Source organism: Pseudomonas leptonychotis (assembly GCF_004920405.1).
Classification (GTDB): Bacteria; Pseudomonadota; Gammaproteobacteria; order Pseudomonadales; family Pseudomonadaceae; genus Aquipseudomonas; species Aquipseudomonas leptonychotis.
This window is the reverse complement of record NZ_RFLV01000001.1, coordinates 65,815-89,342: the sequence shown is the minus strand read 5'-3', so window position 1 is coordinate 89,342 and position 23,528 is coordinate 65,815. Positions and strand designations below refer to the sequence as shown.

The following is a 23,528-nucleotide window of genomic DNA, read 5'->3' as shown; positions in this document are numbered from 1 at the left end:
ACACACTTGAGGCAGTGCTAGGGCGGATTGGCGTATTCAGCATGTGGCGTTATGCCGGCCATGCGTGATGCCGATTATTGCCGTTTGATGAGGCGTGAGGCTGCGCTTGGGTGCTGAGGTTCACGTCTGTGTGTGCCGCACGCTTACCCTGTTGGCGTTAAGCCAATGCGCCTGGTGAGCGTGGGCGTACACATGATTTGCGTCTGCTAGGCCTTGCCGGTGCTGTTCTTAGCGCGGATACAGCGGAGGCAGCGCGCTGGTGTCGATGTTGGCGCTGCCCTCAAGGTCTTCTACGGCGGGCAGGCTGCGAATAGCCAGCCAGAGGTTACGACCTTGCCAGTGCTGGCCACTTTCGCTGTAGAGCGCGCCGTTGAGGCCATCAAGCGCCTCCGACAGTGGAGTAAAGCGCGCGGCCATGTCGGCCAAGGTTTCTGGTTGCTGGCGGGCCCAGGCATCCAGCGCGTGGCGGGTGGCCTGCGAGTCATTGGCCAAGCAACTGCGCTTGAGGTCGTCGAGCAAGTTACGCGGGCTGGGGCCTGTTTGCTGGTTGGGCGTTACGGCAGGCTGACGACGTGCACGCCACCAGAGAGTGAAACCGAGCAGGGTGGTCAGGCTCAGTAGCCCAGTGCTCAACTGCCAGGGCCACAGCGCTGAGGTAGATATTGCGATGGAGTCAGGTCGCTCTGCTTCCACGGGTAGGGTATCCAGCGCGGGATTGGCCGCTACCTGCAGGTCGCGTGCTGGCAGGCTGCTGCGTTCCAGTTGGTCGGTCTTGGTGTTCCACCACAACACCTCGACTGCAGGCAGAACGATCAAACCTTCGCGATTGGCCACCAAGGCTTCGCGTTCTTCACGGCTGCCGATCAGGCCGTTGTCGCTGGCCTGATTGGTTAATTGCGGTTGGTCGGGATAGCGACGCAGGCCACTGACCTGGGTTGCAGGCAAAGGCGGAAGCTGTGCGCTGGCAAGACCTTGCACCTCGAGTAGCAGGCTGCGGGTCAGCGAGTCACCGACGCGGGCATCTTCGGGTTGAGGGCTCCACACCTCACTTAGAGTCAGCGCTTGCGCGGGCAGCCAGGGTGCATCGGCTGGATAGCTGGCCGGCTTGGCTTTTACTGTCAGCGGGATTTCCGGGGACCTGACGCGCACGACCTTGCCGGGTCGTGGGCCGAACGGGTTATAGGCATTGCTGCTGGAGCGATCAACCGCCGTGGCGGTAAAAGCTTGTGCCGGGATCAGCAACTCACCACTTTCCTGAGGGAAGATCGCATAGCGCAACTCGATCACACCATGGCGCACGCCATTGATGTCTTTTTCGTAAGTACGTGGTTCGCCCAGGGCCTCCACCCGCGCCTGGGGCATATCCAGCGGGGTCAGGCTGCTGTCGTCGTAAAGCGAAACAGAGTGGTAAATGCGCAGCGTCAGTACGGTTTGCGCCTGCACATAGACGCTCTCCTGATCCAGGCTGGCGTCGATAAACACCGGAGCCAGGCGGCTGTCAGCAGCGCTGTTGCCCTGCTGTACGTGCAGGGTGATGGGCGCGCTTTGTAGCTGGCCCAGGCTCAGTGGTGGTATCACCACGTAACCGCTGTGCTTGGGTTGCAGGGTGACAATCCAGCGGGTGCTGGCTTGGGCGCCATTGCTGCCGGTGGTCAGGCGATTGACCTGGCGGGTGCCGAGCACCTCGAACAGATCGTTGAGCGGCAGCAGGTCAGGCTTGCCAAACAGTGTGGCGTCATCCGATTCCAGGGTCAGCTCAACGCTCTCACCGGCATCCAGGCGGGTGCGGTCGACGCTGGCGGTCAGGCTTTGCGCGCTGACGTTCAGGGCCAGCAGGCCAAGCAAAAGGGTACAGAGCAGTCGACTCATTGCAGTTGTTCCTGGCGCTGTTGTTGTTCCAGCCTGAATTTACGCCGCAGCAATTCGCCTGGATCGTCAGGGATCTGCCGCAGCCATTGTTCCAATGCCTGGCGTCGTTCGCCGTCAAGGGCCGGCTCGGCGCTGGCGACCTGTTCTTCACCGCTGTTGTCGTCTTCTTCTGGTTGCGACAGCGATGGCTCCGCGTCTTTGTCGGCGCCGGGTTGCGTGGGCTTTTCACCCTCGTCTTCAGGCGCCGATGGCTTGGCCGGCGATTGCTCGGTCTGCTGCTGGGCTTTTGGATCGGGCTGCCCGGCTTGTGGCGGGCTGCTGGGCTGATTCTGCTGCTCATTCGGTTCTTGCGCGCTATCGCTTTGGTCCTGCTGTTGCTGCTGTTGCTGGTTCTGGCGTAGCAACTCTTCGATTAGGGCTTTGTTTTTTTGCGCCTGAGCCAGCTCAGGCTGTATCTCGAGCGCCTGAGTGTAGGCCTCTATGGCCGCTTCCAACTCATTACTCTGCGCCAGTGCGTTGCCACGGTTGTAGTGGTCGCTGGCGCTTTCGCCGTTGCCGAAGCGTTCGGCGGCCGCAGCGTAATCTCCGGCTTGGTAGAGGGCTTGACCTTGCCAGCGCGGATCGTTGAAACGTTGCGCAGCTTCTGCCGGTTGTTGTGCCTCAAGCAGGCGTTGGCCTTGTTGATCGGCGCGTAACCAGAGGTCTTCGAAACTGAAGGCGTAGCTGTTTTGCGGCAAGCCCAGTAGTAGCAGCGGCAAACACAGCAGCCAGCCGCGCCGCGCCGCGCAGGCCGCGAGTAACAGCAGCGGCAGCAACAGCCAGTGGCTCTGGTCGGCCCAGGCTTGTAGGCGAGTCAGCTCGCCATCGCGGCGCAGCTGCTGTGGCGCATCCAGCAGACCCAGGGTGCGCAGGTCACGCTCGTCCAGCGTCACGCCCTGATACTGGCCGCCGAGCTCATTGGCAAAGCGCTTCATACCATTGCTGTCCAGGCGCGGTAGCAGAATGGTGCCTTGGGCGTCCTTGAGGAATGAGCCGTCTTCCTGAATGATCGGCGCACCTTGGGTGCTGCCGATGCCGAGAATACGCAGGCGTTCGCCACGGCGGCCGAGGTTTTGGCTGATGGCCTGACGCTCCGTTTCACTCAGGCTGCTGGTCAGTAGCAGCAGGCGACCGTTGCCCTGGCCGCCCTGCTCGAGCAGTTGCAGGGCTTTGGCTACGGCCAGGTCGGCGCGCTTGCCAGGTTCGGGCATGATCCCCGGGTTCAACGCGTCGAGCAGGTTGCGACTGGTGGCCAGGTCGTCGGACAGGGGCACCAAGGTGTGCGCGCTGCCGGCATACACGACGATGGCCGTTTGTGCATCCTGGCGTGCGTCTAACAGGTCGAGCAGCTTGCGCTTGGCCTGTGCCAGACGGTTGGGTGAGGCGTCACTGGCGAGCATGTCAGAGGTCAGTTCCAGCATCACCACCAACGGATCAGCCGGTTTGGGGTTGTGCTGTTCAATGCGTTGCCAGCTTGGGCCCAGCAGCGCCAGTACAGCAAGTAGCCAGGCTAGGCCCAGGGCCAGCCAGGGCAAGCGGCTGTTCTGCCCGCGTGTGGTGGTCAATAGCGCTGCCTGGAAGGCCGCTGGTAGCAAAAGCTGCCAGCGCCCGGCGCGTTTTTCCCGGTGCCAGAGTTGCCACAACAGCACACCCAGCAGCGGTATCAGTAACAACCAGAAAGGTCGCTGCCAGTGTGGCCAGAGGTTCGCCAGGTCGCTCATGGCTGTTTCCCCTGTCGTCGTGTCAGTGGGTTGCGCCAGCGTGGCTGCAGGGTTGGCCAGAGTGTTTGGCCGGCGGGTAACAGGCTGAGCAGCAGCGCGAGGCCCAGTGGCCAGGGATACAGTGGCAAGGTTGGGCGCGCCAGGGTTGGTTTTTGCGCCACCGGCTCCAGCCGGTCGAGGGTGGCTTCGATCGCTTGCAGCTCTTCGCTGTCGCGGGCGCGGAAGTATTCGCCGCCGGTGGCTTCGGCAATTGCACGCAGGCTCGGCTCGTCCAGTTCGATACCGGGGTTGAAGCCGAGCATGCCGAGCACGCCGCCTTGTTCGGGGTCGGCACCGATGCCGATAGGGTAAATGGTGATGCCTTCTTCGGCGGCCAAGCGTGCGGCGGTCAACGGCTCGATTTCACCACCGTTGTTGGCGCCGTCGGTGACCAGTACCAGCACGCGGCTCTGCGCCGGGCGTTCGCGCAGGCGTTTGACTGCCAGGCCAATGGCATCGCCGATGGCGGTTTGGGGCCCGGCAATATTCTTTTGCGCCTCATCCAGCCAGGTGTGCACGGTCTGCCGGTCAAAGGTCAACGGTGACTGCAGGTAAGCGCGACTGCCGAATAAAATAAGGCCGACTCGGTCACCCTGGCGACCGTCGATAAAGTCGCCGAGCAGATGTTTGACCAGGGTCAGGCGGCTGACTTCCTGGTCTTCCCAAGTCATGTCTGCGTAATCCATGGAGCCGGACACATCCACGGCCAGCAACAGGTCGCGGCCGCTGGCGGGCAAGGGGAGCGGTTCACCGAGCCATTGCGGGCGGGCGCAGGCCAGCAGCAGCAATAACCAAACCAGTGCAAACGGCGCTTGTTGGCGCAAGGTTGGCAGGCGTACGCGCGCTCGTCGCCCGCTTAGCCCTTCGAGTTCCGCCAGAAAGCTGATTTTCAGCGCCGCCTCGCCGCTGTCCGCTGCAGGCAACCAGGTTCGCAGCAACCAGGGCAGGGGCGCGAGGAGAAAGACCCAGGGCCAGGCAAACTCAAACATGTTTGCGAATCCAGATCGACACTGCCTGGTTGAGGCCGGCAATGGCTTTGTCATCCAGGTTGCAATGGGGCCGATAGGCCCCTTCGACCAGAATCATCCACCGGGTCAGGCCGGCAGCTGGGCAGCGGCTGTCGAGAAAGGCCAGCCAGGCACGGCTGCTGAGCACGTGACTGTGGCTTTGCGGGTAACGCTCGCGACACAGGCGTTTGAGGATGGCGTTGAGTTGTTGCAGCCAAGGACCGGCATCGACACCGTTATAGGGCTTGCTCAAGTTTTCAAGCTCGTTCAGTGCTGCCAGACGCAGCGGGTCGAGTAGCGCATCGTTCGCGGCGCCGGTGGCTTTGCGCGGCAGGCGTTTGAGCAAGGTGAAGCCACCCCACAGCAGCAATGGCAACAACAGAGCGAGCAACCACCAGCCCGGCGCCGGCGGCCACCAGCTGATGGCCGGTGGGGCGATCAGAGGTTCGAGTTGATCCAGCGGGTTCACGGGGTTTTCCTCGGGCGCTGGGCGTTTAGATGTTCGCGTAACTGTTCAATCATTTCACTCTGGGTGTTCAAGGCCAGCAGCGGCACACCGAGCTTCTGCGCCAGGCGCTGCCAGCGGGACTGGCGTGCATCGGCGAGGTTGCGATACGCCTGGCGCAGCTCGGCGTCCTGGGTGTCCAGCTCCAGCTGTGCGCCCCGCTCGGTAAAACGCAGCAGGCCGGCATTGGGCAGTTCGTGGTCGAGGGGGTCCGAAAGCGGCAGCAGCAGCAGGTCGGTGTGTCGAGCGAGCAGTTGCAACTGTTGTTCGCTGCTGTCGTTGAGTGTGCGCTCATCGCACAGCACCACCACCAGGCTACCGGGTCGTAACACTTCGCGGGCACGGCGCAAGGCCAGGCCGAAGCTGTCGCGTTCACCTTGGCTGTCGCAACTCAGTGCCTGGTTGGCTTTGGCCAGACGACTGAGCAGCTGCAGCAGGCTTTGCTTGCTGCGCCGCGGTTTGACTTCGTGGTGCTCAACGTCGCCGAATACCAGACCGCCGATGCGGTCGTTATGGCCCAGTGCGGCCCAGCCGATCAGGCTGGCAGCCTGGGCCGCGAGCACCGACTTGAACATCAGCCCAGAGCCGAAGAACAGCCGCTTGCTTTGCTCAACCATGATGTAGATCGGTCGCTCGCGCTCTTCATGGAACAACTTGGTGTGCGGCTCCTGGGTGCGCGCGGTGACGCGCCAATCGATGGTGCGCACATCGTCACCGGGCTGATAAACCCGCACTTGATCAAAGTCCACGCCGCGTCCACGCAGCTTGGAGTGGTGCAGGCCGATCAGTGGGCTGCGCTGCGCGGGGGTAGAAAACAATTGAACCTCACGCACACGGTGGCGCATCTCGATCAGTTCACCGAGGCTGACGCGAATGCCGGGTTGCGTGGGTTGATCATGCATGGTGCTTAAGCGACCGCCACAACGTCGAGGATACGCTGCACCACACGGTCCTGGTCGATGCCAGCGGCTTCGGCCTCAAACGACAGAATGATGCGGTGACGCAGCACGTCGAACAGCACCGCCTGGATGTCTTCGGGGCTGACGAAATCACGCCCAGCCAACCAAGCATGCGCCCGTGAGCAACGATCCAGCGCAATCGAGCCGCGCGGGCTGGCGCCATAGGCGATCCACTCGGCCAGTTCCGGGTCGAACTTGGCCGGAGTGCGCGAGGCCATCACCAGTTGCACCAAGTACTCCTCCACCGCATCAGCCATGTACAGGCCGAGAATCTCTTGGCGTGCGGCGAAGATGGCTTGCTGGCTGACCAGCTGCTCGGGCTTGGTTTCGCCATTGAGCGCTTCACCACGGGCCTGGGCGAGGATCTTGCGTTCCACGCTGGCGTCGGGGAAGCCGATCTTCACGTGCATCAGAAAGCGGTCGAGCTGGGCTTCGGGCAGCGGGTAGGTGCCTTCCTGCTCAATCGGGTTTTGCGTGGCCATCACCAGAAACAAGGGTGACAGGTGATAAGTACTGCGCCCGACGCTGACCTGTCGCTCGGCCATGGCCTCAAGCAGTGCGGATTGCACCTTGGCCGGCGCACGGTTGATCTCGTCCGCCAATACCAAGTTGTGGAAGATCGGCCCCTGCTGAAATACGAAGCTGCCGGTTTCCGGGCGATAGATTTCAGTGCCGGTAATATCGGCTGGCAGCAGGTCAGGGGTGAACTGAATACGGTGGAACTCAGCCTCGATACCTTCGGCCAGTTCCTTGATCGCCTTGGTCTTGGCGAGCCCAGGTGCGCCCTCAACCAGCATGTGACCATCGGCGAGCAAGGCAATCAGCAGCCTTTCGATGAGTTTTTCCTGGCCAAGGATCTGACTTGAAAGAAAATGTCGCAGCGCGACAAGCGCTTCACGGTGTTCCATCGTTAAGCTCATCCAGCAAATGTGACCAGCGGGTCGTGAGACTCGCCAGAGTTAAGTGGCAGCCACTTTAATGCAATCGCTGCCTCCTAGACTAACGTTGAACAACAAGGTTGTGGCGAAGGTCATTCTCGCGACTGCCCCCGAGTCGAATCACCAGCCAAACGGAGCACACCCATGGCGTTCTTTACGGCGGCCAGCAAAGCCGATTTTCAGCATCACCTGCAAACGGCGCTGGCGCAGCACGTCAGCGAACAGGCTTTGCCACAAGTAGCCCTGTTCGCCGAGCAATTCTTCGGCATTATCGCCCTTGAGGAGCTGACCCAACGGCGCCTCTCTGATCTGGTCGGCTGCACTTTGTCGTCCTGGCGGGTGTTGGAGCGTTTTGACGCGGCCAAACCCGAAGTGCGGGTATTTAACCCTGATTACGAAAAACACGGCTGGCAGTCCACTCACTCCGCTGTGGAGATTTTGCACAGCGACATCCCGTTTCTGGTCGACTCGGTACGCATGGAGCTGAACCGTCGCGGTTACAGCATTCACACCCTGCAGAACAGCGTGTTCAGTGTGCGCCGCAACAAGAACGGTGAACTGCAGGAAATCTTGAGCAAAGGTGCTCAGGGCGCTGATGTGCAGCAAGAAGCGCTGATGTTTCTGGAAATTGACCGCTGTTCCAGCGCTGGTGAGCTGAAAGTTCTAGAGAAAGCCCTGCAGGAAGTGTTCAGCGATGTGCGCCTGAGTGTGGCGGACTTCCAGCCCATGAAAGCCAAGGCCAAAGAACTGCGTGCCTGGCTGGATAAGGCCAAGCTCAAAGTGGAAGGCGCCGAGCTGGAAGAGGTCAAGGTGTTCATGAGCTGGTTGCTCGATGACCACTTCACCTTCCTCGGTTATGAAGAGTTCACCGTCGCCGACAGTGCCGATGGCGGCACTATTGTCTATGACGAAAAGTCCCTGTTGGGCCTGTCCAAAAGCCTGCGCACAGGCCTGAAGGCCGATGACACGCATATCGAGGCCGAGGCTGTTAGTTACCTGCGTAGCACACAGCTGCTGTCTTTCGCCAAGGCCGCCGTACCCAGCCGCGTGCACCGACCGGCGTACCCAGATTTGGTGTCGATCCGCGAGCTGGACGCCAAGGGCAATGTCATCAAGGAATGCCGCTTCATGGGGCTGTACACCTCAGCGGTGTATGCCGAAAGCGTGTGGAACATTCCTTATATCCGCCGCAAGGTGGCGGTGATCGAGCAACGCTCAGGCTTCGATAGCAGTGCGCACTTGGGCAAGGAGCTGGCCCAAGTACTGGAAGTTTTGCCGCGTGATGATTTGTTTCAGACCCCGGTGGACGAGCTGTTCAGCACTGCCCTGGCTATTGTGCAGATCCAAGAACGCAACAAGATCCGCGTGTTCGTGCGCCGCGACCCTTACGGGCGCTTCTGCTACTGCCTGGCTTATGTACCGCGCGATGTTTATTCCACCGAAACCCGCATGAAGATCCAGCAGGTGCTGATGGATCGTTTGCAGGGTATCGATTGCGAGTTCTGGACGTTCTTCTCGGAGTCGGTGCTGGCACGGGTGCAGTTTATCCTCAAGGTTGACCCGAAAAATCGCGTGCAGATCGACCCCGTACGCCTGGAAAAAGAAGTGATCCAGGCGTGCCGTTCGTGGAAGGATGATTTCACCAGTTTAATGGTGGAAAGCTTCGGTGAGGCCCAAGGCACCGAAGTGCTGAGCGAGTTTCCTGCTGGTTTCCCCGCCGGTTACCGTGAGCGTTTTGCCCCGCACTCGGCGGTAGTCGACATGCAACACTTGCTCAGCCTGAATACTAAGCGCCAGTTGGTGATGAGCTTCTACCAGCCGCTGACTCAGGGCGAGCAGCAATTGCATTGCAAGCTGTATCACGCGGACACGCCGTTGCCGTTGTCGGACGTGCTGCCGATTCTGGAAAACCTCGGCTTGCGCGTTTTGGGTGAGTTCCCATACAAGCTGCGACGCGCCGATGGCCGTGAGTTCTGGATTCACGACTTTGCCTTTACTTACGCTGAAGGTCTGAATGTCGACATTCAGCAGCTCAACGACACTCTGCAGGACGCCTTCGTCAATATCGTCGGCAGCGCGGCAGAGAATGACGGTTTCAACCGCCTGGTATTGATGGCGGCCATGCCGTGGCGCGATGTGGCATTGCTGCGTGCCTACGCGCGCTACCTCAAGCAGATTCGCCTGGGTTTTGACTTGAGCTATATCGCCAGCACCCTGGTCAACCACGCCGACATCGCCAAGGAACTGGTGCGCCTGTTCAAGACGCGTTTCTATCTAGCGCGTAAGCTCACCGCTGATGACCTGGAAGATAAACAGCAGAAACTTGAGCAAGCGATTCTTTCGGCGCTGGACAACGTCGCCGTGCTCAACGAAGACCGTATCCTGCGTCGCTACCTCGACCTGATCAAAGCCACTCTGCGCACTAACTTCTACCAGGCCGATGCCAGTGGCGCACCGAAGAGTTACTTCAGCTTCAAACTCAACCCGCGGGCGATTCCGGACATTCCGCGGCCGACGCCGAAGTTTGAAATCTTCGTCTATTCACCGCGGGTTGAAGGCGTGCACCTGCGCTTTGGCGATGTTGCCCGTGGCGGTCTGCGTTGGTCGGACCGCGAGGAAGACTTCCGTACCGAAGTGTTGGGCCTGGTCAAAGCGCAACAGGTGAAAAACGCGGTGATTGTGCCGATGGGCGCCAAGGGCGGCTTTATCCCACGCCGCTTGCCGCTCGGCGGTTCGCGCGATGAGGTGCTGGCTGAAGGCATTGCCTGCTACCGCATCTTTATCAGCGGTCTGCTGGATATCACCGATAACCTTAAAGAAGGTGCCGTGGTGCCGCCGCCAAGCGTGGTGCGTCACGACGGTGATGACCCGTATCTGGTGGTGGCTGCCGACAAAGGCACTGCAACCTTCTCCGACATTGCCAATGGCATTGCTGCTGATTATGGCTTCTGGTTGGACGATGCCTTTGCTTCGGGTGGCTCGGCCGGTTACGACCATAAAGGCATGGGCATCACGGCCAAAGGCGGCTGGGTCTCGGTGCAGCGGCATTTCCGTGAGCGCGGCATCGACGTACAAAAAGATGACGTGACGGTGATTGGTATCGGCGACATGGCCGGTGACGTATTCGGTAACGGCCTATTGCTGTCCAAGAGCTTGCAGTTGGTCGCCGCGTTTAACCACATGCACATTTTTATCGACCCGACGCCGGACGCTGCCAAGAGCTTTGTCGAGCGTCAGCGGCTGTTCGATTTACCGCGTTCAAGCTGGGCTGACTATGACGCTAAGCTGATCTCAGCTGGCGGCGGGATCTTCCTGCGCAGCGCCAAAAGCATCGCCATCAGCCCGCAGATGAAAGAGCGTTTCGATATCAGTGCTGACAAGCTGGCGCCGACCGAGCTGCTCAATGCCTTGCTCAAGGCGCCGGTGGATTTACTGTGGAACGGCGGTATCGGCACTTACGTCAAATCCAGCAAAGAAAGCCATGCCGATGCCGGCGATAAAGCCAACGATATTCTGCGGGTCGACGGCCGCGAACTGCGCGCCAAGGTGGTAGGTGAGGGCGGTAACCTCGGCATGACCCAGCTGGGCCGCGTCGAGTACGGCCTCAATGGTGGCAAGAGCAACACCGACTTTATCGATAACGCGGGTGGCGTGGACTGTTCTGACCACGAAGTGAATATCAAGATTCTGCTCGGTGAAATCGTCAGCGCTGGCGACATGACCGGCAAGCAGCGCAACAAGCTGCTGGTGGAAATGACCGATGCGGTCGGCGGCTTGGTGTTGGGCAACAACTACAAGCAAACCCAGGCGCTGTCGCTGGCCGAGCGCCGTGCCCGCGAGCGGGTGGGTGAGTACAAACGTCTGATGTCGGCGTTGGAAGCGGCTGGCAAGCTGGATCGCGGTTTGGAATTCTTGCCCACCGATGACGAGCTCAATGAACGGGCAGCCAAAGGGCAGGGTTTAACCCGGCCTGAGCTGGCAGTGCTGATTTCCTATAGCAAGATCGACTTGAAAGAATCCTTGCTCAAATCGCAGGTGCCCGATGATGAGTACCTGGCGCGTGAAATGGAAACGGCCTTCCCGCCGCTGCTGGCGACGAAGTTCGGCGAACAGATGCGTCGTCACCGCCTCAAGCGTGAAATTGTCAGCACGCAGATCGCCAATGATCTGGTCAACCACATGGGCATCACCTTTGTGCAGCGCCTGAAGGAATCCACGGGCATGAGCGCGGCGAATGTCGCTGGGGCTTATGTGATTGTGCGTGACCTGTTCCGTTTGCCGCACTGGTGGCAGCAGATCGAAGCGCTGGATTACCAGGTGCCAGCAGAGCTGCAACTGCATCTGATGGATGAGTTGATGCGCCTGGGCCGTCGGGCTACTCGCTGGTTCTTGCGCAACCGCCGTAGTGACCTTGATGCAGCGCGCGATGTGGCGCATTTTGCGCCGCGTGTTGAAGCGCTGGCCCTGCGTCTGGACGAGCTGCTCGAAGGCCCGGCCCGTGAACAATGGTTGGCACGCTTCCAGGCCTATGTCGAAGCCGGCGTGCCGGAGGTACTGGCCCGTGTTGTTGCAGGCACCAGCCATCTGTACACCTTGCTGCCGATCATCGAGGCGTCGGACGTCACCGCCCAAGAGCCTGACCGGGTGGCGGCGGCGTACTTTGCCATTGGCGGCTCCCTGGAGTTGTCCTGGTATCTGCAGCAGATCACCAGCCTGCCGGTGGAAAACAACTGGCAAGCGCTGGCCCGTGAAGCCTTCCGCGATGACTTGGATTGGCAGCAGCGCGCCATCACGGTGTCGGTGTTGCAGATGGCCGAAGGTCCTGCGGATATCGAGGAGCGTGTCGGCGTGTGGCTGGATCAGCACCGTCGTTTGGTGGATCGCTGGAAGCTCATGCTCGGTGAGCTGCGCGCCGCCACAGCAACCGATTACGCCATGTACGCCGTGGCTAACCGTGAGCTGATGGACCTGGCGCAAAGCGCATAAGGGTAAACGCGCAGGCTTTGGCCTGCGCGGTTTATGAGCCAATAAAAAGCCCCGCTTAGTGCGGGGCTTTTTATTGGCTCATGTCTGGCGTCAGCATAGACACAACTGCTCTAGATCTTGCGAGCTACAGTCCTGCAAGGCAAAGGCAGGCGAGTAAGCGGAGTGTACTTTTGTACATGAGCATTACTCGTCTGTTTTTAACGTAGCAGGGCGGACGCGCAGCAGATCGTTGACTGCCCTAACCCTAGTCGTCGAAGTCCATCCAGCCGCCCATCTCTTTCCACCGATTGACGATGCCGCAGAACAGCTCGGCAGTCTTTTCAGTGTCGTAACGGGCCGAGTGGGCTTCTTTGCCATCGAAATCGATCCCGGCGGCCTGGCAAGCTTTGGCTAACACGGTCTGGCCATAGGCGAGGCCGGCCAGGGTCGCGGTATCAAAACTGGAGAAGGGATGGAACGGGTTGCGCTTGATGCCAGTACGCACCACGGCCGCATTGAGAAAGCCCAAGTCGAAACTGCTGTTATGGCCGACCAGGATTGCTCGTTTGCAGCCGTTGGCTTTTAGTGATTTGCGCAGACCACGGAAAATCTCCGTCAGCGCGTGCTCCTCAGTAACGGCCATGCGCAAGGGGTGATCGAGCTTGATGCCGGTAAAATCCAGCGCCGCTTGCTCGATATTCGCACCTACGAACGGCTCGACACGGAAGAACTGGGTGTGCTCCGGATAGAGGAAACCACCTTCGTCCATGCCGATGGTGGTGGCAGCAATTTCCAGCAGCGCGTCGGTAGCGCTATTGAAGCCACCGGTTTCCACATCCACGACTACCGGCAGGTAGCCACGAAAACGCGCGGCCATCGGGTGGCGTGGGCCAGAATGGCTGTTGCCCTCAGATTCGTCGTCGTACAGGTCTTCACTCACGCGTGCTTCTCCAGCAGACGCCAGCGCAGGGTTTCACCGGCGCGCAGCGGGATAACGGTTTGATCGCCCAGCGGCAAGCTGGCCGGTGCGGTCCAGTCTTCACGCACCAGGGTGATGCTGTCGCTGTTGCGCGGCAGGCCGTAGAAGTCCGGGCCGTTGAGGCTGGCGAAGGCTTCTAGTTTGTCCAGCGCGTTGCGCTGCTCGAAGGCTTCGGCATACAGCTCGATGGCGGCATAGGCGGTGTAACAGCCGGCGCAGCCGCAGGCTGCTTCCTTGGCGTGCTTGGCGTGCGGTGCCGAGTCTGTACCGAGGAAGAACTTGGCGTTGCCGCTGGTGGCCGCATCCAGCAGCGCGTCCTGATGGGTATTGCGCTTGAGGACTGGTAAGCAAAAGAGGTGCGGGCGAATGCCGCCAACCAGCATGTGGTTGCGGTTGTACAGCAGATGGTGGGCGGTGATGGTCGCGCCAACGTTGGCCGAGGCGCTTTGCACGAACTCCACCGCATCGCGGGTGGTGATGTGCTCGAAGACCACTTTCAGGGTTGGAAAGCGCTCGACCACACGGCTTAAATGCTCGCCGATAAAGACTTTCTCGCGGTCGAATATATCGACCTCGTTGCGCGTTACTTCGCCATGCACCAGCAACGGCATGCCCACTTCGGCCATGGTTTCAAGCACCGGAAAAATCTTGTCGATGCTGGTTACGCCGGAATCAGAGTTAGTGGTTGCGCCGGCCGGATAGAGCTTGGCTGCATGCACGAAGCCTGAGGCCTTGGCGGTGCGAATAGCGTCCGGCTCGGTCAAGTCCGTGAGGTACAGCACCATCAGGGGTTCAAAGCGACTGCCGGCTGGGCGGGCGCTAAGAATACGCTGACGGTAGGCGTCGGCTTCACTGGCATTGCGCACGGGCGGCACCAGGTTGGGCATGATGATGGCGCGGCCGAAGGTACGGGCTACATCGGCGACGGTGTGCGGCAGTACGCCACCGTCACGCAGGTGGATGTGCCAGTCGTCGGGACGCAGCAGGGTAAGGCGGTCAGTCATGGAAGCTTCCAGGCGGGCAAAACGTGGCGAGAATGCTACCGGAAAAGCCCCGTTGCAGCACGCTGAAAGCGGCGCTTACCGGTAAAGCGGTAAACCTGCTGCAGGCTCGACGTGCGCTGGCGATACGTGTGAGCAGTTACAGGTTGTGCTCAAGTTTTCCGCGAAGGCACCGATAGCCACAGGGTAAGCCGTATTCCCTGGAGCCTGTCGTGCGACTCACCCCATTCGCCATGCTTTGCCTGCTGGCAAGCCAGCCTGCTCTTGCTATCAGTTTCCAGACGCGTCTGGAGAAGATCGAGTGGAAGGTAGACGGCGATCAATTTGAGTGCCGTCTGTCGCAGCCCGTCACCGATTTCGGATCCGGGGTGTTTGTGCGCCGTGCCGGCGAGCAGGTCACCTTCAGTCTCGAAGCCCGCGAGCGTTGGCTGGGTGCTGGCAATGCCACGCTGTTGGCGGCGGCGGCGCCCTGGCAGCCGGGGCGAGGTGATATCAACCTGGGCTCGGTCAGCGTTGTGCCCGCCGAGGTGCTGTTTAACAGTTCCCAGGAGCAGGGCGCGCGCTTGCTGACGGGGTTGCTTGAAGGCCGCAGCCCAGTGGTGCGGCATCGCGCGGCAATGGGCGGTGATGCGGTTGAGGTGCGTCTGCTGCCCGCTAAGTTCCATAAGGCCTACAACGATTATTTGGACTGCACGGCCAAGCTGCTGCCGGTGAACTTTGATCAAATACGTAAAAGCCAGGTCGGCTTTCCGGGGGGCGGGGTGGACCTTGAGCCGCTGGCCCAGGCTAAGCTGGAGATCATCTTGAACTTCCTCAAGGCAGACCCCAGCGTCAACCGTATTCAGCTTGACGGGCATGCTGACAACAGCGGCAATCGTCTGACCAATCGCGATCTGTCACGCCGCCGGGCTTTGGCCGTAATGGAATACCTCAAAGCGAGCGGGATTGCGCCTGAGCAGATCACCATGCGTTTTCATGGTGAGCGTTACCCGGTTGCGCCGAATAATAATGAAGCGAATCGGGCGAAGAATCGTCGGGTGACCATCCTCCTTGATCGCGTGCCTGAGGCCGCTGTGCCACCTGCGCCAGCAGCGGCGCCGACTGACCCTGCGGCCACGTCCTAGCAACAGTGATTGCACGGTTGTTCAACAATTTAACCGTCGCTTGGTCGTCACAAGCTGTCGCGCCTCTGTAAATAAGGCGACGCGACCAGTAGAATCACGGGTTTCCCGCACAACCCCGTGGAGTTGATGGCATGGCCGACGTAAACAAGGTAGTCCTGGCATATTCCGGTGGCCTGGACACTTCCGTGATCCTCAAGTGGCTGCAAGACACCTATAACTGCGAAGTGGTGACCTTCACCGCAGACCTCGGCCAGGGGGAGGAAGTCGAGCCGGCTCGCGCCAAGGCGAAGGCCATGGGCGTTAAAGAAATCTACATCGATGACCTGCGCGAAGAGTTCGTGCGTGATTTCGTTTTCCCGATGTTCCGCGCCAACACTATTTATGAAGGCGAGTACCTCCTCGGCACTTCGATCGCTCGTCCGCTGATCGCCAAGCGCTTGATCGAAATTGCCAACGAAACCGGCGCTGACGCTATCTCCCATGGCGCGACCGGTAAGGGTAACGACCAAGTGCGTTTCGAGCTGGGTGCCTATGCACTGAAGCCGGGTGTGAAAGTGATTGCGCCATGGCGTGAATGGGATTTGATGTCCCGTGAAAAGCTGATGGATTACGCAGAGAAGCACGCCATCCCGATCGAGCGTCATGGCAAGAAAAAGTCGCCGTACTCCATGGATGCCAACTTGCTGCACATCTCCTATGAAGGTGGCGTGCTGGAAGACACCTGGACCGAGCACGAAGAAGACATGTGGCGTTGGACCACCTCGCCAGAGAACGCACCCAACACCCCAACCTACATTGAGCTGACCTACCGCGGCGGCGACATCGTTGCGATTGACGGCGTTGAGATGAGCCCGGCTACCGTACTGGCTGAGTTGAACCGCATCGGCGGGGCCAACGGTATTGGCCGCCTGGATATGGTCGAGAACCGCTACGTGGGCATGAAAGCCCGTGGCTGCTACGAAACCCCGGGTGGCACCATTATGCTCAAGGGTCACCGCGCCATGGAGTCGATCACCCTGGACCGCGAAGTCGCCCACCTGAAAGACGAGCTGATGCCGAAATATGCCAGCCTGATCTACAACGGTTTCTGGTGGAGCCCAGAGCGTCTGATGCTGCAACAGATGATCGATGCATCCCAGGCCAACGTGAACGGCGTGGTACGCATGAAGCTGTACAAGGGCAACATGATCGTCACCGGGCGTAAGTCCGATGATTCCCTGTTCGATGCCAATATCGCCACCTTTGAAGAAGACGGCGGTGCTTACAATCAGCAGGACGCTGCAGGCTTTATCAAGCTCAACGCCCTGCGCCTGCGCATTGCCGCCGGCAAAGGCCGCAAGATGCTCTGATAGACTTGAGCACCTGAGCCTGACCAAACCCCGGCCATAAGCCGGGGTTTGCATTTATAAGCCCGGTATCGCGGGCAATGATGAGGAGATACCTGATGAGACTGCTGCACACCATGCTGCGCGTCGGCGATATGGATAAATCCATCGCGTTCTACACCGAAGTGCTGGGCATGACCCTGCTGCGTCGCAAGGACTACCCCGAGGGGCAGTTCACCCTGGCGTTCGTCGGCTACGGCGATGAGGCGCATAACAGCGTGATTGAGCTGACCCATAACTGGGGCGTAGAGAGTTACGACTTGGGCAGCGGCTATGGCCATATCGCTCTGGAAGTGGCTGATGTGTACAAAGCCTGCGAAGACATCCGTGCCCGCGGCGGCAAGATCACCCGTGAGCCAGGGCCGATGAAGCATGGCAGTAGCATCCTGGCGTTTGTAGAAGACCCGGACGGCTACAAGATCGAGCTGTTATCGCCTTCGCGTAAGGACTGATCAACCTGCTGTGGGTCGCTCAGTAGGCCTCTGTCGGCGAGTCAGCATGTCAAATCGCTAGATTGCGGTGATTGAGGGGCTCTATTTTGGAGTCGCGCACGCCCCATGCGGGCGACTGACTGCATCGTTCAATACCTGGCGTCGACTCGTAGCTTTAACCCATAGGGTAGGGCTACAGCTACTGGATTGTCAGCATTTAGCCTACGGGCACGAAACCGGGTTGCGCTTGGCGGGCAGGCACCTCGGCGTCCCTAAAAATGTCCTGCTGTGCGCCGAGCTAGAGGCGTGGGGTTAAGCATGCATGGCACTCACTGCTTTCCCAAGCCAGGCGGCGCCGTTTACCTGTCGAGCTAACCGATTGTGAATAGGCCAACAGGTGTTGCCAGGCTACCTGTGGGCTGACGGCTCACGTCGATTGTTGTGGCTATATCCACTAACTAGCTGCGCGTTCCGCAAGCTCCAGAGGGTGAGCTGTATATCCATATTGGTTTGATGAAGTGTGCTTGAGCACTGTCTGAATAGTTGATTTTTCGTATTAGTAACTTCAATTATTAAATACCAAGCCTTTAATTCTTCTGTCAGGTATTTACTAACGGATACTTGATGTCGGCTGCATATCAAATTTATGAATAAATGATTTTATTTTAATGACCCTGTAGTCATTTATGCCCTGTTTTGGCGCGCGCGTTGAAATGCACAGCCATTGCAATGAAAGAAAGTCGTCAGAAGTTGGCCATGAGGTGTGAGCTGGTTTGCATAATGCTTTGCTGGCAAGTAGTTGAAAGCCTGCAGTGGTGTTGCTGGTCTGGTGGTTTTGCAAGTTGGAAGTTTCTTGTTAAGGCCTTATCTAGAGCGGTTGAGGCTCGATAGAGTGTGGGGTTGTAAAGAAACTCTTTGTCCCTTTTGTGTATGACATTTCCGCGAAGTTGGTAATGCCGTATTGACTCTACCCTTAGGGGGAGAGTTTAGATTTGCCGTCCGCAGCGAAGTGCTTGTTTAGCGTTGCGATACGACGAAATTCTGCAAATGGACAAATAAGGAGTTGCATATGAATAACCCCGTCGAACTGAATGAAGTTATCGTTAGTGCCCGTGAAATATTAGCGCAACTGCTGGCGATTGATGCCGCGGATATAGCGCCTGATAGTAGCTTGGTTGAGGATTTGTCCGCCGATTCTTTGGATATTGTCGATCTGAGTTTTCAGCTTGGTCGACTCTATGGCTGTACCTTGCCGAAAACCAGCGTGCTTGAGCATGCGGTAACCGTTTGCGGGAGCCTGGATGCATTTGTCCTTGAAGGCGGGCTGACCGAAGCGGGCAAGGCACTCTTGGAGGAGAGCCTGAGCGTCTACGCGTCGAACCAGTTACGGGTCGGCATGAAGCCTGCGGATGTGTTTGCTGTGACTACTGTGCGTAACTGGGCAGAGCAGTGCCGTGGTGTCTTCAACTACTTGCCTGCCGTGTGCCCCGAGTGCGGCGGGGAACATGCTGAGTTGAATGAGCGTCAGCAGGTGGTGTGTTCTTCTTGTAGCGCCCGGGTTACGCCGGTGGACGGTGACGAAATCTCCCAGCGTCTGGTGGAGAAATTTGTTGCGACCCATCTGTCGGCAGTCGCCTAGGGGGCGGTATGCGGGCGCGCGAAGTTTATGTCACCGGCTACGGTCTGGTGGCCCCCACCGTATTGGATGCACAGAGTCTGTTCCAGCGCATATGCGAGAAGCGTTCTTGCGTACGTGAGCATCCACTATTTGTCGAGCTTGGTTTTCCCAACGCGGCGGCCGGCTTTATCGACGATCAGCAGTGGCAACAGTTGCGTGCAGGGTTTGATGAGAACCCGAGCGCTCAACCACGTCAGACGGTGTTGGCCGAGTACGTAGCGAAACAAGCCTTGCAGCATGCAGGATTACAGCCTGAGGCCTTCAGTCAGGTTGCCAGCGGCCTGTTTTTGGGGGCAAACAAGTACTGCGCCAACAGTCAGGACCTTGATCTGGCTTGTATGTGTTTGGACGAGCGCGGCAGCCTTGATCTGGATCGCTTTCTACAGCGTCAGGAAAGGGTAGAGCATCCGTTTGCTCGCCGCGTTGACCAGCAAACCTTACATCTTGCTAAGCGGCTAGGCATTCGCGATCACATTTCCACCCATTCGGATGCCTGTGCCGCCGGTACTGTGGCCATTGGTAGTGCCTATCGGGCTATCGAGCGCGGCGAAATCGACCTGGCTATCTGTGGTGCGGTCGAGCTGATGGCTAACGAGTTGCCCTATTACATGTTCAACAGCCTAGGGGCTTTGTGCCAGAAGGCCGATGTGCCGGCGCAGCAGCAGAGTCGACCGTTTATGCGTGATCGCAGCGGCTTCGTGCTGAGTGAGGGCGCGGCTTTAATCATCCTCGAATCGAAACAGCATGCCGAGCGCCGTAACGCTAAACCGCTGGGGCGCGTGCTCGGTTATGCCAACTTTTGCGAGTCGGAGAAAATGACTTCAAGCAGTCGCGACGGCAGCAAGTACGAACACTGCATGGAAGCGGCCATCGAAGACGCCGGTCTGCTGCGCTACGCCATACAGCATGTGAACACTCACGGTACCTCAACGCAGGTCAATGACAGTTGCGAGGCCCATGCGCTGAAACGCTTGTTCGGTGATCTGTTGGACGGCATGACGCTGAGCGCCAACAAATCTGCGCTGGGTCACTCCCTGGCTGGAAGCGGCGCCATCGAAGCGGTGCTGTCGCTGATCAGTCTGCGTGATGGGGTGTTGCTACCGACCCTGAACTACGACGCGCAAGGCGCTGAGTTTCCCGAACTGCGCTTCCTTAGCGAGCCACTCAAGCAGTCGATCAACATCGTGCTGTCCAACTCGTTCGGCTTCGGTGGCGTAAACAGCTCCATCGTATTGGGGAGGGCATGAGCATGAATGGCTCACATGCACGTCAGGTTTATCTGGTCGACCTCGCGCTGCTCAATGCGGCCGGCAGCTCTCCAAGCGATCTATATGCAGCTGCTCAGCCGGCGCAAGCGCCTACTTTCAAGTTGGACCGGTTGGCGCGGCCTATTGCCACTCCGCGTTTGGCCATCGACTTGTTCGATCGCAAGATCCAACGCAGTGTTGAAGCTCAGGGCCTGCGTTTGCTGCACTGTGCTGCGCGTCTGGCGCCTGCATTGCGCGACTTGCAACTGCCTGCGGAGCGGGTTGCCCTCACTGCGGCAATTCCTGAGGTCGATGCGCCGAGCCCTTGCTGGGACGCAGTAGAGGCCATTCGCGAGCAACCACACAAACTGCTCGGCCAGCTGTTTGCCAATACGCCACCGCTGCACGCGTTGACCCTACTCAACAGCAGTGTGATGGCTTATGTCGCAGAAGGCCTGCGCTGCAATGGGCCGATGGCGGGTTACTGCTCGCAGAGCAATGCCGGCATCGACGCTTTTATCGAGGCTGTAACCATGCTTGCTGAGGCGCGTGCAGACGCTGCGTTGGTGGTCAGCAGTAGCCCGAACATCACCCCTGCGTTGTACCTGCGTGAAGGGACGTCTTATCCCGATGGCACTGACGCTGACATTTATGGGGAGGGGGCGGCAGCTGTGCTGTTGGCCACTGTTGCGCCGCTCACCGCGCCGCTGGTCATTCGTGTCGCGGGCTGGGGGCGGGCTTACAGCGCCCGCGTCGAACGTGCTGCGGCTTTGGCCGAGCGGGTACTAGAGCAGGCCTTAAGTACTGAGCGGGTCAACTTGAGCGATGTCGAGTTGTTGGTCGCTGATGAGCGAGACCCGATTCTGCGTGAGTTGTTCGCGCCAGCCGCCACCCCACGCAGCAGTCGTGACCTCACAGGTGATCTTGGCGCCAGTGCGCTGTTGACCGATATCGCCTATGCAATTGGCGACTCACGCCATGAGCACGAGCCTCGCTCGCGTTATGTCTTGCTGATGACGCGCAGTCGCGCAGGGCACTGCGGCGCGCTACTGCTGGAAATCGCAAAGATGGAGAAGGGCGCATGAGTGCGAGACGAGTAGTGATCACCGGTATGGGCGCGGTGACCGGTTTTGGTTTCGAGTGGCAGTCCATGTGGATGCAGATGCTCGATGGTGCGCATTGCATCCGTCCTTGGCAGCCCGAGGAAATAACCGATGGCAGTTTTCCGGTGCGCTATGCCGCAGCGGTAGATATGGGCCTGCTGCCAGCGTATTTGCAGGAACACCCTGCCTGGCGGTTGCCGCTGGAGAAGCGTAGCCGTTATGGCTGGGTTGCAGCCACTCAGGCGTTCAGTGACAGCGGGTTGCAAGCGGAGCAGCTGCGTGATGCAGCTGTTCTGTGCGCCTCTGGTGCGCCGCAGCACATGCTGGCGGATATGCAGCTAGCCCTGGCGGATGAGGCACACGCAGGTGCTGATTGGCGGCACCTGATGCAGCGTGCTGTTGAGGTGCAGGTGCAAGGTTCGCTGCGCCAGAGCAACGACCGCCTGGCCCAGGTAATCGCCGACGATCTCGGGTGTGAGGGGCCAGTGATTAATATCAGCAGCGCTTGTGCGGGTGCGGCCCAGGCCATTGGCAATGCGTTCCAAATGATCAGGCGCGGCGAAGTCGAGATTGCCTTAGCCGGTGGTGCCGACTCGGTGCTCAATCTGGACACCATGGGCGCGCTTTATTTGCTCGGCGCGGCCAGCAGCGAACAACGCTGGGGCAAAGATTTGTGCCGGCCTTTTGATCGTGACCGCAGCGGCCTGGTGGCCGGCGAGGGCGGTGGTTTTATCGTGCTCGAGACGCTCGAGCGGGCATTGGCACGGGGGGCGAAGCCCTACGCGGAAATTATCGGCTTCGGTAGCAGCCTCGATGCCTATAAGGTCACCGCGCCCGATCCGCAGGGGCGTGGGGCCGCTTTCGCCATGCAGGCTGCGCTGCGCGATGCTGGCGTGGAGCCTGAGCAGGTGGACATGATCAACGCCCACGGTACGTCCACGCCGCTCAACGATGCGACCGAGACCTTGGCGATCAAGAACGTGTTCTCCCGTGGCGACCACTACCAGCAGCTAGCGGTCAGCGCCAATAAATCGCAGTTTGGCCATTTAATCGCGGCGGCTGGTGCCCCGGAAATGATGCTCACGGCACTGGCTTGCCGCGACGATCGAATCACCCCTACGGTCAACTTGCACCATCCCGATAACGGATGCGATCTGCAGTATTGCGCGCAGCAGGCGGTCAGCCGTCGGGTCGATCTGGCCTTGAGCAACTCATTCGGCTTCGGTGGTTTGAACACCTCGCTGGTCGTGCGCAAATACCGGGAGGTTCTGTGATGCGTTTGGATAATTCAATCAGTATTGCCGGCACGGGTTGTGTGCTGCCCAGTGGCTTGGGTGTTGATGCGCTCTGGCAGGCCGCCCGCGATGGGCGTAGCGCCATAGGTCCGTTGCGCTCTGCGCATTTTCACAGTCGGCGCGTGGTTGCCTTTGGGCATGTCGCCGACGAGGTGCATCAACAATGTCGCAAGGAGGTGGCGGCGAACCTGCAGCGTTATTGCCCGCCATCGGTGATCTGGGGCGTCAATGCAGTACAGCAGGCCTTGGACGAGGCCGGGCTGGAACCACGCAAGGACCGTCTGCGTTATGGCTTGTACTGCTGCCAGGGCGGCTATACCCACCCCTCGCTCGACTCTTATGCGGAGTTGCTGCATGAGTGCAACGGCAATAATGGTTTGGATATCTGCCGGCTGGCACGCAGGGTCTTGCAGGAGCGGGCGTTGGACCCCTTTCTGGTGCTCAAGAGTCTGAGTAATGGGCTGCTCGGCATCGTCAGCCTAGTCAACAAATTCGAGTGCGAGTGCAACGCTTATATGCAAGGCGTGGCCGGTAATCTGGCGGCCCTGCAGGAGGCCAGTGCGGCCTTGCAAAGCTACCGCATTGATGTGGCCGTGGTGGTTGGCGCAGGCAGCGAACTGGATGGTTTGGCCCTCTCAGCTTTGGCTCAGGCGGGTGTTATCAGCTCTAACGGCAGCAGCGCGTTCCGCCCCTTCGATCGAGAGGGCAGCGGTGGTATTGCCGGTGAGGGCGCTGCGGCGTTGGTGTTGCGGCGCAGCGAAGACTTGTGGGGGGCGCAGCAGATTTGCCTGACTGGGCTATCGGCGCATGCCGAGCTTGGCAAGTTGAGACTGCCCAACAAACCGGTCGATCTGCTGCTGTGCGGCGGTACGGCGATACCCGAGCAAGACCGCCAGTTGAGCGAAACCCTGGCTGCCATACAAACCTCGCACGTCTCCAGCGGCCAACCGCTGACCGGCATTCTTAGTGGCGCACCCAGTCTGGTGGATTTGATTCTGGCCTGCCGCGCGCTGCAGGACCAATGCGTGCCGCCGATTGCCGGCTTGCGCCAACCAATCAACGAGGATCTGCCGTTTGCCATGGGTGCCAGCCGCCCGGCGCGACTGCAGCGGTGCGCCATCGTTAACCGCGACGACAACGGTTTCAGCGCTTGTTACCAGCTCGAGCAGCGAGAAGCACGGACCTTAGGCGCGGACACGGCACAGTTTTCTCAACCGACCCTGCAATCTTGATTCATGCAAAG

17 protein-coding genes are annotated in these 23,528 nt (G+C 59.6%); 9 read left to right on the top strand and 8 right to left on the bottom strand.

Annotated elements, in window-relative coordinates; translation table 11 throughout:
- Window positions 1-228: 228 nt before the first annotated feature.
- Genes D8779_RS00435 through D8779_RS00410 form a run of 6 tightly spaced genes read right to left on the bottom strand, consistent with a single transcriptional unit; the run spans window position 229 to window position 7,047 of the window.
- The gene (locus tag D8779_RS00435) at window positions 229-1,869 is read right to left on the bottom strand and encodes a BatD family protein (RefSeq protein ID WP_136662507.1); all 1,641 of its coding nucleotides are present in this window, start codon (window positions 1,867-1,869) and stop codon (window positions 229-231) included.
- A complete protein-coding gene (locus D8779_RS00430; protein ID WP_420875575.1) occupies window positions 1,866-3,629 on the bottom strand; it encodes a VWA domain-containing protein in 1,764 nt (587 codons plus the stop codon). Before D8779_RS00430 ends, D8779_RS00435 begins: the two co-directional genes overlap by 4 nt.
- Complete coding sequence (locus D8779_RS00425; protein WP_136662506.1) at window positions 3,626-4,657, bottom strand: vWA domain-containing protein; 1,032 nt, start codon at window positions 4,655-4,657, stop codon at window positions 3,626-3,628. The genes D8779_RS00430 and D8779_RS00425 overlap by 4 nt, the downstream gene beginning before the upstream one ends.
- Complete coding sequence (locus tag D8779_RS00420; protein WP_136662505.1) at window positions 4,650-5,144, bottom strand: DUF4381 domain-containing protein; 495 nt, start codon at window positions 5,142-5,144, stop codon at window positions 4,650-4,652. Before D8779_RS00420 ends, D8779_RS00425 begins: the two co-directional genes overlap by 8 nt.
- A complete protein-coding gene (locus tag D8779_RS00415; protein WP_136662504.1) occupies window positions 5,141-6,082 on the bottom strand; it encodes a DUF58 domain-containing protein in 942 nt (313 codons plus the stop codon). Before D8779_RS00415 ends, D8779_RS00420 begins: the two co-directional genes overlap by 4 nt.
- Window positions 6,083-6,087: 5 nt before the next feature.
- The gene (locus D8779_RS00410; protein WP_136662503.1) at window positions 6,088-7,047 is read right to left on the bottom strand and encodes an AAA family ATPase; all 960 of its coding nucleotides are present in this window, start codon (window positions 7,045-7,047) and stop codon (window positions 6,088-6,090) included.
- A gap of 174 nt (window positions 7,048-7,221) precedes the next feature.
- On the opposite strand from D8779_RS00410, the gene D8779_RS00405 reads away from it, so the two are divergent.
- Complete coding sequence (locus D8779_RS00405; protein WP_136662502.1) at window positions 7,222-12,063, top strand: NAD-glutamate dehydrogenase; 4,842 nt, start codon at window positions 7,222-7,224, stop codon at window positions 12,061-12,063.
- Between the two features lie 244 nt (window positions 12,064-12,307).
- On the opposite strand, the gene rnt is transcribed toward D8779_RS00405, so the two are convergent.
- Window positions 12,308-12,982: a ribonuclease T gene (gene rnt, locus D8779_RS00400; protein ID WP_136662501.1), complete on the bottom strand. Its 675-nt coding sequence runs from the start codon at window positions 12,980-12,982 to the stop codon at window positions 12,308-12,310.
- Window positions 12,979-14,025, bottom strand: a complete 1,047-nt coding sequence (pyrC, locus tag D8779_RS00395) for a dihydroorotase (RefSeq protein ID WP_136662500.1) — start codon at window positions 14,023-14,025, stop codon at window positions 12,979-12,981. Before pyrC ends, rnt begins: the two co-directional genes overlap by 4 nt.
- A gap of 230 nt (window positions 14,026-14,255) precedes the next feature.
- Here pyrC and D8779_RS00390 point away from each other — a divergent pair, with 230 nt between their 5' ends.
- The 8 genes from D8779_RS00390 (at window position 14,256) to D8779_RS00355 (ending at window position 23,517) form a co-directional block, all read left to right on the top strand.
- Window positions 14,256-15,146 (top strand): flagellar protein MotY, encoded by an 891-nt coding sequence (locus D8779_RS00390; protein ID WP_136664391.1) that lies wholly within the window; start codon window positions 14,256-14,258, stop codon window positions 15,144-15,146.
- Window positions 15,147-15,277: 131 nt separating this feature from the next.
- Window positions 15,278-16,495 carry an argininosuccinate synthase gene (locus D8779_RS00385; RefSeq protein ID WP_136662499.1) on the top strand — a complete coding sequence of 406 codons (1,218 nt, stop codon included), beginning with the start codon at window positions 15,278-15,280 and terminating at the stop codon, window positions 16,493-16,495.
- 95 nt (window positions 16,496-16,590) lie between these two features.
- Window positions 16,591-16,983 carry a lactoylglutathione lyase gene (gene gloA, locus D8779_RS00380; RefSeq protein ID WP_136662498.1) on the top strand — a complete coding sequence of 131 codons (393 nt, stop codon included), beginning with the start codon at window positions 16,591-16,593 and terminating at the stop codon, window positions 16,981-16,983.
- A 1,048-nt stretch (window positions 16,984-18,031) separates the two neighbouring features.
- Entirely contained in the window at window positions 18,032-18,601 is a 570-nt protein-coding gene (locus tag D8779_RS00375; protein WP_136662497.1) for an acyl carrier protein, read from the top strand.
- Between the two features lie 8 nt (window positions 18,602-18,609).
- Window positions 18,610-19,887, top strand: a complete 1,278-nt coding sequence (locus D8779_RS00370) for a beta-ketoacyl-[acyl-carrier-protein] synthase family protein (protein WP_136662496.1) — start codon at window positions 18,610-18,612, stop codon at window positions 19,885-19,887.
- Window positions 19,888-19,889: 2 nt separating this feature from the next.
- Window positions 19,890-20,972, top strand: a complete 1,083-nt coding sequence (locus D8779_RS00365; RefSeq protein WP_136662495.1) for a beta-ketoacyl synthase — start codon at window positions 19,890-19,892, stop codon at window positions 20,970-20,972.
- Complete coding sequence (locus D8779_RS00360) at window positions 20,969-22,264, top strand: beta-ketoacyl-[acyl-carrier-protein] synthase family protein (protein WP_136662494.1); 1,296 nt, start codon at window positions 20,969-20,971, stop codon at window positions 22,262-22,264. The genes D8779_RS00365 and D8779_RS00360 overlap by 4 nt, the downstream gene beginning before the upstream one ends.
- A 5-nt stretch (window positions 22,265-22,269) precedes the next feature.
- Complete coding sequence (locus tag D8779_RS00355) at window positions 22,270-23,517, top strand: beta-ketoacyl synthase N-terminal-like domain-containing protein (protein ID WP_205895798.1); 1,248 nt, start codon at window positions 22,270-22,272, stop codon at window positions 23,515-23,517.
- Window positions 23,518-23,528: the final 11 nt, after the last annotated feature.

What these genes read in the sequence shown, in the direction of transcription:
- D8779_RS00435 (WP_136662507.1), bottom strand. Translation starts at nt 1,869, where the DNA reads ATGAGTCGACTGCTCTGTACCCTTTTGCTTGGCCTGCTGGCCCTGAAC.
- D8779_RS00430 (WP_420875575.1), bottom strand. Translation starts at nt 3,629, where the DNA reads ATGAGCGACCTGGCGAACCTCTGGCCACACTGGCAGCGACCTTTCTGG.
- D8779_RS00425 (WP_136662506.1), bottom strand. Translation starts at nt 4,657, where the DNA reads ATGTTTGAGTTTGCCTGGCCCTGGGTCTTTCTCCTCGCGCCCCTGCCC.
- D8779_RS00415 (WP_136662504.1), bottom strand. Translation starts at nt 6,082, where the DNA reads ATGCATGATCAACCCACGCAACCCGGCATTCGCGTCAGCCTCGGTGAA.
- D8779_RS00410 (WP_136662503.1), bottom strand. Translation starts at nt 7,047, where the DNA reads ATGGAACACCGTGAAGCGCTTGTCGCGCTGCGACATTTTCTTTCAAGT.
- D8779_RS00405 (WP_136662502.1), top strand. Translation starts at nt 7,222, where the DNA reads ATGGCGTTCTTTACGGCGGCCAGCAAAGCCGATTTTCAGCATCACCTG.
- pyrC (WP_136662500.1), bottom strand. Translation starts at nt 14,025, where the DNA reads ATGACTGACCGCCTTACCCTGCTGCGTCCCGACGACTGGCACATCCAC.
- D8779_RS00390 (WP_136664391.1), top strand. Translation starts at nt 14,256, where the DNA reads ATGCTTTGCCTGCTGGCAAGCCAGCCTGCTCTTGCTATCAGTTTCCAG.
- D8779_RS00385 (WP_136662499.1), top strand. Translation starts at nt 15,278, where the DNA reads ATGGCCGACGTAAACAAGGTAGTCCTGGCATATTCCGGTGGCCTGGAC.
- gloA (WP_136662498.1), top strand. Translation starts at nt 16,591, where the DNA reads ATGAGACTGCTGCACACCATGCTGCGCGTCGGCGATATGGATAAATCC.
- D8779_RS00375 (WP_136662497.1), top strand. Translation starts at nt 18,032, where the DNA reads ATGAATAACCCCGTCGAACTGAATGAAGTTATCGTTAGTGCCCGTGAA.
- D8779_RS00370 (WP_136662496.1), top strand. Translation starts at nt 18,610, where the DNA reads ATGCGGGCGCGCGAAGTTTATGTCACCGGCTACGGTCTGGTGGCCCCC.
- D8779_RS00365 (WP_136662495.1), top strand. Translation starts at nt 19,890, where the DNA reads ATGAATGGCTCACATGCACGTCAGGTTTATCTGGTCGACCTCGCGCTG.
- D8779_RS00360 (WP_136662494.1), top strand. Translation starts at nt 20,969, where the DNA reads ATGAGTGCGAGACGAGTAGTGATCACCGGTATGGGCGCGGTGACCGGT.